The 12,736-nt window shown below is 62.0% G+C and carries 10 protein-coding genes; 4 read left to right on the forward strand and 6 right to left on the reverse strand.

Annotation, left to right across the window (positions count from 1 at the left end; translation table 11 throughout):
- Positions 1–112: 112 nt before the first annotated feature.
- The 3 genes from PZN02_RS21050 to PZN02_RS21060 are packed head-to-tail and all read right to left on the reverse strand — an operon-like array spanning position 113 to position 2,055.
- Positions 113–1,225, reverse strand: coding sequence for an NADH:flavin oxidoreductase (locus PZN02_RS21050; protein ID WP_280662618.1), 1,113 nt, complete (start codon positions 1,223–1,225; stop codon positions 113–115).
- 1 nt (position 1,226) lies between these two features.
- The gene (locus tag PZN02_RS21055) at positions 1,227–1,616 is read right to left on the reverse strand and encodes a RidA family protein (RefSeq protein WP_280662619.1); all 390 of its coding nucleotides are present in this window, start codon (positions 1,614–1,616) and stop codon (positions 1,227–1,229) included.
- A 49-nt stretch (positions 1,617–1,665) separates the two neighbouring features.
- Entirely contained in the window at positions 1,666–2,055 is a 390-nt protein-coding gene (locus PZN02_RS21060) for a RidA family protein (RefSeq protein WP_280662620.1), read from the reverse strand.
- A gap of 127 nt (positions 2,056–2,182) precedes the next feature.
- Here PZN02_RS21060 and PZN02_RS21065 point away from each other — a divergent pair, with 127 nt between their 5' ends.
- The 4 genes from PZN02_RS21065 to PZN02_RS21080 all read left to right on the forward strand — a co-directional run bounded on the left by PZN02_RS21065 (position 2,183) and on the right by PZN02_RS21080 (position 7,439).
- The gene (locus PZN02_RS21065) at positions 2,183–3,106 is read left to right on the forward strand and encodes a LysR substrate-binding domain-containing protein (protein WP_280662621.1); all 924 of its coding nucleotides are present in this window, start codon (positions 2,183–2,185) and stop codon (positions 3,104–3,106) included.
- A 205-nt stretch (positions 3,107–3,311) separates the two neighbouring features.
- Positions 3,312–3,968: an ABC transporter ATP-binding protein gene (locus PZN02_RS21070; protein WP_280662622.1), complete on the forward strand. Its 657-nt coding sequence runs from the start codon at positions 3,312–3,314 to the stop codon at positions 3,966–3,968.
- On the forward strand, positions 3,965–6,376 hold the full coding sequence (locus PZN02_RS21075; RefSeq protein WP_280662623.1) for an FtsX-like permease family protein: 2,412 nt from the start codon (positions 3,965–3,967) through the stop codon (positions 6,374–6,376). Before PZN02_RS21070 ends, PZN02_RS21075 begins: the two co-directional genes overlap by 4 nt.
- Positions 6,366–7,439 carry a lipocalin-like domain-containing protein gene (locus PZN02_RS21080; RefSeq protein WP_280662624.1) on the forward strand — a complete coding sequence of 358 codons (1,074 nt, stop codon included), beginning with the start codon at positions 6,366–6,368 and terminating at the stop codon, positions 7,437–7,439. Before PZN02_RS21075 ends, PZN02_RS21080 begins: the two co-directional genes overlap by 11 nt.
- 210 nt (positions 7,440–7,649) lie before the next feature.
- Here PZN02_RS21080 and PZN02_RS21085 read toward each other — a convergent pair whose 3' ends face one another.
- The 3 genes from PZN02_RS21085 to PZN02_RS21095 all read right to left on the reverse strand — a co-directional run bounded on the left by PZN02_RS21085 (position 7,650) and on the right by PZN02_RS21095 (position 12,642).
- A complete protein-coding gene (locus tag PZN02_RS21085) occupies positions 7,650–8,273 on the reverse strand; it encodes a TetR/AcrR family transcriptional regulator (RefSeq protein WP_280662625.1) in 624 nt (207 codons plus the stop codon).
- 146 nt (positions 8,274–8,419) lie between these two features.
- On the reverse strand, positions 8,420–11,530 hold the full coding sequence (locus PZN02_RS21090) for an efflux RND transporter permease subunit (RefSeq protein ID WP_280662626.1): 3,111 nt from the start codon (positions 11,528–11,530) through the stop codon (positions 8,420–8,422).
- A complete protein-coding gene (locus tag PZN02_RS21095; RefSeq protein ID WP_280662627.1) occupies positions 11,527–12,642 on the reverse strand; it encodes an efflux RND transporter periplasmic adaptor subunit in 1,116 nt (371 codons plus the stop codon). Before PZN02_RS21095 ends, PZN02_RS21090 begins: the two co-directional genes overlap by 4 nt.
- Between the last annotated feature and the right edge of the window lie 94 nt (positions 12,643–12,736).

Raw genomic sequence — 12,736 nt, forward strand, 5'->3', positions numbered from 1 at the left:
CGACCCGCGGTGGCAATGATGTCGGGTTTGTCAGCAAGGGTTGTAAGGCTACGAGACTGTCTGGCCAATTTTTACCGACGGCGCCTCGCGACGGCGCCCGTCGGTCCAACTCTTAAAGGGCGAGTTCGCTGTCCTTGATATCGCTGATCGGTGCAAGTATGGGCAGTTCGAACGGGCGCAAGTCGCTGCGTTCGGCGGTGAGGCGCGGCCAGTCGGGATTGACAAGCGCGCCGCGGCCGAGCGCGATCATGTCCGCTCCCGCTCCCATCACCTGCTCAGCGCGCGCAAGATCGTGCAGGCTGCCATTGGCGATGAGGAAGAGACGCGGCGCATGACGGCGGGCAAGCGATACGAGAGAGATGTCGCCACCTTTGAAAGCCGGCTGCCAGGCTTCGAACTCCGTCACATGAACGAAATCAGCCGGGCTCTCAGCCAGTGCCTCGAACACTCTCGCCGCGCCCTGTTCGCGCTCCGCCCATTTGTGCCGGAAGTCGTTGACCTTCCCCTGGGAGAGGCGCAGGCCGAGCGGCACGGATGGGCCGATCGCCGCGCGCACGGCCTTGAGCACTTCCAGCGATAGGCCAAGGCGAGTGACGATGTCGCCGCCCCAACGGTCTTCGCGTTGATTGGTATAGTCGGTGAAGAACTGGTCGAGCAGATAGCCGTTGGCGCCGTGGATCTCGATGCCATCGAAACCGGCGGCCTCGATCGCCAGGCGCGCTGCGCTGGCGAAGCCCTCGATCGCCTCGGCGATCTCGGCCTCGCTGATCTCGCGCGGCATGGCATAGGGACCGTCGCCATGGTAGCCGGTCATCTGGCCGCCTTTCGGGCGGATGGCCGAGGGACCTACTGTATCGGGACGGTAAGGATTGCCTTGCGCCAGCGCGCCGCCATGCATGAGCTGCGCGAAGGTCCTGCCGCCGGCTGCATGGACCGCATCGACGACGTGGTGCCAGGCGTCCGCCTGTTCCCGGTCAGTCAAGCCGGGTTGGCCGAAATAGGCCTGGGCGTAGGCCTTGTCGGTGTATATGCCTTCGGTCGTCACCAGACTGAAGCCGCCGCGCGCGAAGCGCTCGTAGTAGCGCACCATGCGTTCACCCGGCACACCAGCGGACGAGGCGCTGATGCGTGTCATCGGTGCCACCGACATACGGTTGGCGAAATCCAGCCCCTTGAGGCTGGTACCGGTGAAAACCGGTGAGGGGATCATCGCCGGTGCGTTCATGTCAGCGGTCCCCATCAAGCGCGATCGCTTCGATCTCGATCAGCGCCTCAGGTGAATAGAGAGAGGAGACCTCGATCATGCTTTCGGCTGGGTAGGGGGCGGAAAACCACCTGCGACGGAGTTCTACGAGCTTCCCTGAGTCTCCCATGGAGCGCAGGAAGATTGTGGTCTTAACGACCCTGTCGAGCCCGGAGCCGGCTGCTTTCAGGGCGCGGTCGAGATTGCGGAAGGCCTGTTCGGCCTGGCGGTCGAAGCCGCCGGCTGCGATTTCGCCGTCGTCGCCGATAGCCGCCTGGCCCGAAATGAAGACAAAGCCGTTGGCCTTGATCGCCTGCGACAGCAGGAAAGGCGCATAGGGATCGGGCTCGGTGACGACCTGTTCGAGAGGCATGGGATGTCCTTTCAAGACTGGAGAGGGAGTGATTTCACGCGCGTCCACGTCAGCGGTCCTTGTCGAGCGCGATCGCCTCGATCTCTATCAGTGCCTCAGGTGAATAGAGCGAGGAGACCTCGATGATGCTGTCGGCCGGGTAGGGCGCGGAGAACCACTTGCGGCGCAGTTCGACGACCTTTGAGAAGTTCTCCATCGAGCGCAGGAAGATCGTAACCTTGACGATCTTGTCGAGCCCGGAACCGGCGGCCTTGAGCGCGCGGTCGAGGTTGCGGAAGGCCTGTTCGGCCTGGCGGTCGAAGCCGCCGCCTACGATTTCGCCGTCGTCGCCGATAGCCGCCTGGCCCGAAACGAAGACCAAGCCGTTGGCCCTGATCGCCTGCGAGAGCAGAAAGGGCGCATAGGGATCCGGGTTCGTGACGACCTGTTCGAGAAACATGGGGGCGTCCTTTCATGCTTGAGATTTTCTCAGCTCGGCACCGTTGCCTTGCTTGTGGAAGACAATATGCTGAGGCAGTCACGCGCTGACAAAGGACCATTTCTCAGCCAATAGATGATCTGAATTCATGTATGGGGGAATAATGAGGAAGTTGCCGCCGCTGGGCGCTCTGCGGGTTTTCGAAGCGGCTGCCCGGCGGCTGAGCTTCAAGCATGCCGCGGAGGAACTGAACGTTTCGGCGACCGCCGTCAGCCATCAGATCCGCCAGTTGGAGGAGATGCTGAACGTCAAGCTCTTCGAGCGCGGAACGCGACAGGTGCATCTGACCGCCGCGGGAAAGGCGCTGTTTCCAGTGCTGCGCGACGGCTTGGACCGCTTCGAACAGGCGATCGCAGACGTGCGTCGCCAGCAGGCAAGCAAGGTGGCGCGGCTCACTTCCACCGTCGCCTTTGTCGCCAAGCGCCTAGCGCCGCTCACGGGTTCGTTTCGCGAGGCATATCCGGATTGGACGTTGCGTCTCGATGCCTCCAACCGGACCGTCGATCTGGAGGCAGATGCGGACGCCGCTATCCGTCTCGGTGGCGGGAACTATCCAGGCCTTGTTACAGAGACGCTGTTTGAGGATCGCTTCGCGCCGGTCTGCGCGCCGCGCCTAGCTCCGACGAGCGCTGTCGATCTTCGGCATGCGACGCTCATTCATTTCGATTGGGGGGCCGCAAGGCGCGACGATCCGCGGGCGCCGGTCTGGCGGCAATGGCTGGCGCGGGCCGGCGTCGAAAACGTCGACGCGAGCGCTGGCATTTCCTTCACCGACGAGATCCATGCGGTCCAGGCCGTGGTGGCCGGGCAGGGGATTGGGCTGCTGAGCCTCACACTGGTGGCGGAAGAGCTCGCCTCTGGCATCCTCGTCCAACCATTTTTGCTGTCGCTCGAAGCCGACCGCTACGATCTCGTCTACAGCCCGCGCATGGCCGACCGACCGGCGACGCGTGTGTTGCGCGACTGGGTGATGGCGCAATTTGGCGGCAGCGACTGCCGGCTCGTGTCGTGACGCCTTGGCACCGCGCCGGCCGCCTCGATCATTTCATGGAAATGGCGCTAAGACGGCGACAGCAGTTTTATCTCCTTCGAGAGGAGAGCCGCCCTGCGAAGAACCCGACGTTCGACGAGGTCAGCATTCGCATCGCCTCACCGGTACCTTTCCAAGCCGCCGTGGAGAGTTACATAAGTGCAATCGTCCTGATCTTGGCCGCCCAATGGTGATCGCTGTCCGCAATCTTAGGAAATCCTTCGAGACTGCCGAAGGGCGGCTTGAGGTGTTGAGAGGGATCAACCTCGATCTCGGCGCGGGTGACAGCGTTGCCCTCACAGGGGAATCTGGCAGCGGAAAGAGCACACTCCTGCATCTCGTAGCCGGCCTCGACCGCCCGGACTCAGGCGAGATCGTGATCGGGGGCCGAGACATTTCCAAGCTGAACGACCGGGACCGCGCCGCCTATAGGCGGACAGAAGTCGGCCTCGTGTTTCAGCAGTTCAACCTTATCCCGTCACTGGACGTGGCCGCGAATGTCGCTTTTCACGCCAAGCTTGCGGGACGCCACGATCCAGCGTGGGAAAATGAACTCGTGGAGCACCTCGGAATCGGGGCATTGCTGACCAGATTTCCAGAGCAGCTTTCCACCGGTCAGCAGCAGCGCGTGGCGATCGGACGAACACTTGCCGCACGTCCCGGCTTGGTTATGGCGGACGAACCCACCGGAAATCTGGACGAGGCCAACGGAGACGCCGTCCTGGAACTGATGCTTTCGCTTTCGAAGGGAACCGGATCGACGCTGCTCCTGGTGACACACTCGCAAAGACTGGCGGATAGGCTCGATCGGCAGGTGCATTTGCGATCTGGGAAGCTCGAATGACGATGTGGACCGCAGCCACGGCACTTCTGTCCCACTGGCGACGACGGCCGCTGCAACTTGGGGCTCTCTTATCAGGCCTGGCGCTGGCGACTGCCCTGTGGTCCGGAGTGCAGGCGATCAACGCAGAAGCCCGCGCGAGCTACGCCCGTGCCGCGGCTGTGCTCGATCAAAACGGGTTGGCGCAACTGGTCTCTCCAGACGGCCGCGCGATTCCTCAGTCCGCCTTCGTGCGGCTCAGACGGGCTGGCTGGAAGGTCTCGCCAGTTTTGGAGGGGGAATATCGGTTTGGAGCCACCCGCTTAAGGGTGATTGGCATAGACCCGCTGACGATGCCCGCGGAGACGCAGATCGTCGATCTGGGAAATGCCGAGGACTTGCTTTCCTTCATCACGCCGCCGGGCACGCTGGTTGTCTCTCCTGAAACAGCGGAGAAGATCCGAGGGCAGACCGGCCTCGCATTGCGTGTTTCGGATCGGATGCTCGACGGCGCCGCCTTCATCGATATCGGCTTGGCCCAGAGGCTATTAAGAAGAGACGGCGAACTCAGTCGGATTGTGATCGCCGAAAACCAACGTTCCGGTCTGGAGCCGCTCGGGAAGCTTGTTCCGACGCTCTCGGTTCGCGAGCCGAATGCACAAACCGACGTCGAGCATCTTACCGAGAGCCTCCATCTCAATTTGACGGCATTCGGTTTTCTCGCCTTCGCGGTAGGGTTGTTAATAGTGTACTCGACGATCGGTCTCGCCTTCGAGCAACGGCGGCCGACCTTTAGAACGCTTCGCTGCCTTGGAGTTTCATTGAGGGGGCTTGCGGTCCTGCTGCTCGCCGAGCTCGTCCTTTTCGCCGTTGCCGCCGGGGCGGTCGGTGTAGCCATTGGATATCTGGTCGCGTCGTTGCTGCTACCCGGAGTGGCCGCAACCCTCGAAGGACTCTACGGAGCCAGCATGCCTGGCACGCTTTCTCTACGGCCGGAGTGGTGGGTTTTTGGTTTTGCCATCGCATTGGCCGGAACATTGGTTTCGTCGGCACAGAGCCTGCTGCGCTTGATGAGTGTGCCTTTGCTGGCGGCAGCTCAGCCTCAGGCCTGGGGGCGATCGTCGGAAAAGGGGCGGCGGTTTCAGGTGCTCGCCGCTGCGGCTTTGCTCGCCCTCTCGGGAGCTCTTCTTCTGTGGGCTGATGGACTCCAGGCGGGCTTTGGCGTGCTTGGCTGTCTGCTGCTCGGGGCGGCGCTACTTCTCCCCGCCGTGCTCTCTGGATTCCTCACCTTGATGCAGCGGGTGTCTTCGCGTGCGCTCGTCACGTGGTTCTGGGCCGACGCGCGGCAGCAGCTCCCCGGACTTTCTCTTGCGCTTATGGCATTGCTTCTTGCGCTGGCGGCAAATGTAGGCGTCGGAACCATGGTGTCGAGCTTCCGTCTCACGTTCGACGGATGGCTCGACCAACGTCTCGCCGCGGAGCTTTACGTCGCTGCCCGGAATGAAGGCGAGGCAGACAGGCTTAGGGCATGGCTGGCAACGAAGGTGGAATCGGTGTTACCGATCTCCAGCATAGACGCCGAGATCCGGGGGCAGCCGATGCAGATCTTCGGTGTCGTCGACGATCCGATCTACAGGAAGCATTGGCCCCTGATCGTTGGCATGCCGGACGTTTGGGATCTGGTGGCGTCCGGTGAAGGGGTGTTGGTCAACGAGCAGTTCTGGAGGCGGGAGCGGCTCCGCATCGGAGATGAGCTGGATTTGGCAAGCGACTGGAAGGCGGCGGTTGTCGGAGTCTATTCGGATTACGGAAACCCAAAAGGCCAGGTCATCGCCGGAATAAACGCCCTGACCTCTCGCTACCCGCACGTCTCGCGCCTGCGCCACGGCCTGCGGGTCCAGCCTGAACAGGTTGCGGACCTCCGTTCGAGCCTCTCGGACGAATTCGGGCTACCACCAGAGAACGTCGTCGATCAAGCGGCACTGAAGGAACAGTCACGGCGGATCTTCGATCGCACATTCTTGGTTACCGGCGCGTTGAACATATTCACGCTTGGGGTTGCAGCATTGGCCGTGTTCTCGAGCATGCTCACACTTTCGGAAATGCGCCTCCCGCAGCTTGCACCCGTGTGGGCCACGGGTGTCACAAGACGCGATCTCGCTCTTCTTGAGCTTCTGAGGACGTTGGTGCTCTGGCTTGCGACATTCATTGCCGCTTTGCCGCTCGGCCTGGTGTTGGCGTGGGTGCTTCTCGCGGTGGTGAACGTCGAAGCCTTTGGCTGGCGTCTGCCGATGTATATCTTTCCTTACGAGTGGGTGCGGCTCGGTCTCGTCGCGCTCGCCGCTGCGGTTGTTTCCGTATTCATCCCGCTTCGCCGGCTGGCGGGACTCGCGCCGTCGGAACTTCTGAAGGTATTCGCCAATGAGCGTTAGATCGATTGCGATCGCCTTTGCGGTGACGACCATGACGAGCTTGTCCGGAAGCCAAGCGGCCTACCAGGGTTTTGCGGGCCTCGGCGCGGCGGCTGAAGGGTTTTCGGTACCGCAGCCCGGCCGGCTGTTCGGTTTCCCCGCCGACCACGGCCCCCATCCGGACTTCCGGATAGAGTGGTGGTATCTAACGGCCAATCTCGAAGCTCCTGACGGGACGCAATACGGAGCGCAGTGGACCCTTTTCCGGTCAGCGCTTGCTCCAAGGGAGGCCAAGGGGTGGTCGAGTCCACAGGTCTGGATGGGCCACGCAGCCGTCACCACTTCAGAGGACCACTTCGTCGCAGAACGTATTTCACGCGGGGGAGTGGGGCAGGCTGGGGTTGTCGCTGAGCCGTTCTCGGCCTGGATCGATGACTGGCAGATGAGGGGACTTGCAGCCCCAGGAGCGGATCAAATGGCCGACCTCCGCCTGACTGCGACAGCAGAGGACTTTGGCTATGAACTCCGCCTATCAGCTACCGGCCCGCTGGTGCCGCAGGGCGACAACGGCTATTCGGTGAAATCGGCGAAGGGACAGGCCAGCTACTACTATTCGCAACCGTTCTATGCGGTGACCGGCTCGCTTTCGCTACCGACCGGAAACGTAGAGGTGACGGGGAAGGCTTGGCTTGACCGCGAGTGGTCGTCACAGCCGCTCGCGGAAGACCAGACCGGTTGGGACTGGTTCTCGCTGCACCTCGATACAGGGGAGAAGCTCATGGGCTTCCGTCTCAGAGATGAAGGAGAGGGATTCACCTCCGCCACCTGGATCGCCGCCGACGGGCGACCGGAACCTCTACCCGCGGCAGCTCTGAAGATCGCTCCCGTGCGAACCGCCAAAGTCGCAGGGCGTCAAATCCCTGTTTCCTGGAACGTCCAGATTCCAAGTCGCGGCTTTGACGTCACAACCCAGCCTCTGAACGACCAATCATGGATGTCAACGTCCATACCGTATTGGGAAGGCCCGATCGCCTTCGAGGGCAGTGTCAGTGGGAAGGGCTATCTGGAGATGACCGGGTACTAGCCTGAAGCGCTGAGTAGCGGGAAGGCGGCAGCGGGAACAGTTGCCGGATGCGCCGATCTCGACGGCCTTCAGCCAGACATCGTGCCCGACCTTAGCCTCCCGATAGGGGTTCTCCGTCAGCCATTCCTCGCCTATTTCCGGCAACGCGTCGGTGTTGCCGGCTGGGGCGCGACGTCGCCATGCGCGACGACTAGGTCCGCATCCGGCTGGTCAGCGGGCATAGTCCGACCTCCCGAGAGCTTTTAGGATGAACCGGATCTGCTCACGCAGGCCCGCTTCGGTGTCTTCGCCGTGTCGAAGGCAGTGCTCGATCAGAATCGGATGGAAGAACGGCATGAACGCGGTCTTGACTGCGCGCGCCGCTTCGGCAGGATCTTCGACCTCGAACTCGCCCGTTTCAATGCCCTCGCGGATGATTGCCTCGAAGACCGTCACCATCTGCTCAGTATGCGCCTTGATGACCGGCCGGTTCTCCCGCATGGCCGCTACAATCAGGTCATGCATGCGCCTGTCGTCGAGCAGTTTCGTCTTGTTGTGGTGGTGAACGGCGGTCAGGAGCTCCTCGAGTTTCTCCGAGGGCGGCGCGCTCCTGCGTGCGATCGTAAAGGCGACTTCAGCGGTACCGTTCAAGACCCGCCTGCAGATGGCCTCCTTGATTGCCTCCCTCGAGGGAAAGAAACGGTAGACGCTCGCGCGGCTCATGCCGAGTTCGGAGGCAATATCGGCCACCGAAGTCTTAGCGTAGCCGATGCGGCGAAAGTGCTCCTCCGCCACTTCCAGGATGCGCGCGCGTACCTCGTCGGAATCAATCCCCGGTCGGACCAGAAGATTCATGGTTTTCTCCAGAACCGGTGAATCGGATCTACCGGGCTCACCGTGAACGATCATCTGTAGCGGCAAGATCGTGCAACCGACCTTGCGTGTGTCAAGGCATGGTCAACGCGCGAGACCTTGCACCGTGTCCGCCCGACGACCCAGCTCTACTCGGCCGCCATTGCTAGGCGTACTCCCAGTTCCTCTGTCGGGTCCTCATGGATCTCATCGGCAGTCGGCTTGATCCTGAACCACGCGGCATAGAGCGCGGGAAGGAAGAGCAGGATCATCACTGTACCCACCGCCGTGCCGCCAATCAGCGTATAGGCCATCGATCCCCAGAAGACGGAGTGCGTGAGCGGGATGAAGGCCAGCACGGCGGCAAGTGCGGTCAGGATCACAGGCCGCGTTCGCTGCACCGTGGCCTCGATGACGGCGTGATAGTCGTCGAGGCCGGCAGCGCGGTTTTCCTTGATCTGTTCGGTCAGGATCAAGGTGTTGCGCATCAGGATTCCCGCCAGTCCTATCAGTCCGAGAATGGCATTGAAGCCGAAGGGCTGATTGAAGAGGAGCAACACCGGAACCGCCCCGGCAAGACCGAGTGGCGCAGTCAACATGACCATGGTCATCGTTGACAGGCTGCGGACCTGGAGGATGATGACGATCAGCATGGCGGCAATCATGGCCGGGAAGATTTTGACCAGCGCCACATTGGCCTTGAGCGATTCCTCGATGTTTCCACCCATTTCGATGCGATATCCGACGGGAAGCGAGGCTATCAGCGGCTGAAGTGCCGTCATGATCTGCTGTGAGACCTCCGGGGGCTGCGTCGCCTCGTTGATGTCCGACCGGATCGTGATGACCGGCGTTCGATCGCGACGTTTCAGGATCGGCTCCTCGAACCGGATTTCGGAATGGCCTATCTGATCGAGCGGAACCTGACGGCCGTCCCTGCTCATCAGCGAAAAGTCGGCGAGCCTCGCCGGATCGAGGCGGCTCTCGCCAGCACTGCGTGCGACGACGGGCACGTTGCGGATGTTCTCGCGAACCTGCGTCACCGGAATGCCACTCAGCAGCAACTGCATCTGCTGGGCTGCCTCAGCCGGCGAAAGGCCAATCAGATTGAGCCGGTCCTGGTCGGGGACAAAGCGAAGCACAGGCGTACGGTTACCCCAGTCGCGGTTGGCCTGACGGACGTCCGGTACGCCTTTCATGATGTCGAGGGCTTTCTCGGAGATCTGGTACAATTGCGCAGGATCCGGCCCCATGATGCGAAACTCGACCGGGAACGGGGTATACGGACCGAACACCAGCTGCGTGACGCGAACGTAGGCTTCGGGAACCAGTCCGTCTGAAACGGCAGCCCGAAGGCGCTGCTTCAAAGCCTCGCGCGCGTGAGAGTCAGGGGTGAGCACAACGATCTTGGCGAAAGCGGGATCCGGCAATTCCGGCGCCATCGCAAAGAAGAAGCGGGGAGCACCCTGACCGACGTAGCTGGTGACGATGTTGGCCTCGGGCTGGTTTTGCAGCCAGCTTTCAACCTTCTCGACAGCAGCCTTCGTCGTCTCGATACTCGTACCCTCCGGCATGCGGACTTCGACCAGCACTTCGGGACGATCCGACGTCGGGAAGAACTGCTGTTTCACCCCTCCCATGCCAACGACCGAAAGAGCCATGACGACGCCGACGACCGCGCATGTGATGAACTTGTGGCGCACGGCGAACTTGATGAGACTCCGCAGACGCCGGTAATTCGGTGTGTCGTAGATGGCGTGGTGCCCACCTTCGACTGGCTTGATCGCCGGCAGCATCTTGACGCCGAGGTAGGGCGTGAAGATGACTGCGACGAACCAGGAAACGATTAGCGCAAAACCCACGACCCAGAAGATATTGCCGGCGTACTCACCGGCGGTTGATCTGGCGAATCCAACCGGCATCAGTCCGATGATGGTCACGAGTGTACCGGACAGCATCGGCGCTGCCGTATGGCTCCAGGCATAGGCGGCCGCCTTGATGCGATCCATGCCCTCCTCCATCTTCACCACCATCACCTCGATGGCGATGATGGCGTCGTCGACGAGAAGGCCGAGCGCCAGAATGAGGGCGCCAAGGGTGATGCGATCGAAGAACCGGCCGGTTTCCAACATGATGAGGAACACGACGGCAAGCGTCAGCGGAACGGCCAGCGCCACGACGATCCCGACACGCCAACCGAGGCTGAGCAGGCTCACGAGCAACACAACCCCGAGCGCCATGGCGAATTTCAGCATGAACTCGCCGACCGCAGCGTCGATGTTGACGGCCTGGTCGCTGACCTTGGCGAGTGTCATACCGAGCGGCAGCGTCCGTGCGATCGCGGCAGATCTTTCTTCGAGCGCCTTTCCGAGTTCCAGCCCGTTCCAACCCTGCTGCATCACCGCGCCCAGCATGATGGCGGGCTCGCCTTCATGGCGGATGATGTAGGTCGCGGGGTCTTGATAGCCGCGCCGCACCTCCGCGAAATCAGAGAGTTTCAACGTGCGTCCGGCAGCGACGATCGGCGTGTCGGCAATTGCCTGCACACTGTTGTAGGCGCCATCGAACCGGATAAAGACCTGCGGCCCGCGCGTATCGATCGACCCTGCCGGTGTGACGGTGTTTTGCCGCTGCAAAGCGGCGGCGATGTCCTGTGACGATAGTCCGAGAGTGGCGAGCTTGGCATACGAGAACTCGACAAAGATCTGTTCCGGCCGCTCCCCCAGGATGTTGATCTTTTTGACGCCCGGCACGTGCAGAAGATCCTGGCGGATCACCTCTGCCTGCCGCACAAGCTCGCGCATGGGCATACCCTTGGCCTTCAGCGCATAAAGGGCGAAGCTCACGTCCGAATATTCGTCGTTGACGAAGGGACCTAAGACGCCGGAAGGCAGGTTGCGGGCTTCATCCCCGAGCTTCTTTCGCGCCTGATAGAACTCCTCTTCGACAGCCGTGGCCGGCGTGCTGTCCTTCAGCGTGACCGTCAGAAAGGCGTAGCCCGGCCTTGTCGTTGTCTCGACGCGATCGTACCAGGTCAGTTCCTGGATGCGCTTTTCGAGCGGCTCAGCGACGAGATCCTGCATCTCGCGCGCGGTAGCGCCTGGCCATACGGTAGTGACCGTCAGGGTCTTGATGGTGAAGGAGGGGTCCTCGGCACGCCCGAGCTTGACGAAGGCATAGGCGCCTGCGGCAGCCAGCAGAACGATGAAGAACAGGGTGACGGCTCGCTCGCGAACCGCGAGCGCGGAAAGATTGAAGCTCATCGGTTGGACACCTCTGCCTGAAGCTCGGTCCTGACGGGCGCGCCATCTTTGAGGAGATGCGCCCCGAGGGCGACGACCTGCTCTCCGAGCTCGATCCCGGTGACAGACGCTGTTTCTTCACCGAGCCGTTTGATCTCGATCGGAACAAAGCGCGCGGTGGAAGAAGCTTGGTCAACAACCCAAACCCCGGTGCGGCTGCCGTCATTCAACACGGCGCCGACCGGCACCGCGACCTCCGACTGTCCTGCTCCGTTGAGGATTCTGATTGTTACCGTCGAACCGAGCGGCGCCGAGGCCGCCTCGCCGTCGAGCACGTAACGCGCTTCATAGGTACGGGTTTGGGAATCGGCAGCATCCGAGATTTGTCGCAGGCGCGCTTTTCCGCGCCGCCCGTCACTTCCATAGACACTTGCTTCGGCTTCCGACCCGATCGCGGGACGAACGGTTTCGGGAAGCGCGACCAGGGCCTCGCGCGGGCCTGCATGCGCGAGTTGAACCACCGTCTGCCCCGCTGCGACGACCTGTCCTGGTTCGCCGAGCGTCGCAACCACCGTTCCGTCCGCATCGGCCACCAGGACCGAGTAGGTCGCTTCGTTTTCTGCGACCTTGGCTTCCGCTTCCGCGGCGGCAAGCTGCGCCTCAGCCGTATCTAACGCCGCCTTGGCCTGCTCGTAACGTTGGGGAGTAGCGGCGACCCCGCCTTTGACAAGAGCGGCATAGCGCCTCTCGTCCGCGCTTGCCTGAACGAGGACCGCGCGGGCCGCGGCAACCGCATTGCGCTTGGCAGTCAGCGCAAGACGCAAATCGGTTTCGTCGATGCGCATCAGAGCTTGACCCGCCTTGACCTGCTGACCGACGTCGACCAGTCGCTCAACGATCTTGCCAGGTACGCGAAAGCCAAGGTTGCTCTGCACCCGGGCGGCGATTGTACCTGTGAAGGCGCGATCAGCTCTTTCCGGTCTTGTGGCTTCCACCAATTTCACAAGCGGCGACGCGAGGCGGGGATCGGCGGCCTCCGCGTCCCCTGCTGGCGGTTCGAAAACGAACGCATACGCGGCGCCCCCGGCTGCAGCCACAAGGCCAATGGATGTGAGAAGAAATTTGCGGTTCATGTCGGATGACCCTTGTTGACGGGCGCTGCCTCTATTAGATTGCGATCTAAATCTAACTGTGATATAGATGTCAAGTGAAATCTAATTGGAGTCG

The sequence above is a fragment of the Sinorhizobium garamanticum genome (genome assembly GCF_029892065.1).
Classification (GTDB): Bacteria; Pseudomonadota; Alphaproteobacteria; order Rhizobiales; family Rhizobiaceae; genus Sinorhizobium; species Sinorhizobium garamanticum.

Coding starts and splice junctions, on each gene's coding strand:
- PZN02_RS21090 (WP_280662626.1), bottom strand. CDS start 11,530: ATGAGCTTCAATCTTTCCGCGCTCGCGGTTCGCGAGCGAGCCGTCACC.
- PZN02_RS21055 (WP_280662619.1), bottom strand. CDS start 1,616: ATGCCTCTCGAACAGGTCGTCACCGAGCCCGATCCCTATGCGCCTTTC.
- PZN02_RS21065 (WP_280662621.1), top strand. CDS start 2,183: ATGTATGGGGGAATAATGAGGAAGTTGCCGCCGCTGGGCGCTCTGCGG.
- PZN02_RS21075 (WP_280662623.1), top strand. CDS start 3,965: ATGACGATGTGGACCGCAGCCACGGCACTTCTGTCCCACTGGCGACGA.
- PZN02_RS21070 (WP_280662622.1), top strand. CDS start 3,312: ATGGTGATCGCTGTCCGCAATCTTAGGAAATCCTTCGAGACTGCCGAA.
- PZN02_RS21080 (WP_280662624.1), top strand. CDS start 6,366: ATGAGCGTTAGATCGATTGCGATCGCCTTTGCGGTGACGACCATGACG.
- PZN02_RS21085 (WP_280662625.1), bottom strand. CDS start 8,273: ATGAATCTTCTGGTCCGACCGGGGATTGATTCCGACGAGGTACGCGCG.
- PZN02_RS21060 (WP_280662620.1), bottom strand. CDS start 2,055: ATGTTTCTCGAACAGGTCGTCACGAACCCGGATCCCTATGCGCCCTTT.
- PZN02_RS21050 (WP_280662618.1), bottom strand. CDS start 1,225: ATGAACGCACCGGCGATGATCCCCTCACCGGTTTTCACCGGTACCAGC.
- PZN02_RS21095 (WP_280662627.1), bottom strand. CDS start 12,642: ATGAACCGCAAATTTCTTCTCACATCCATTGGCCTTGTGGCTGCAGCC.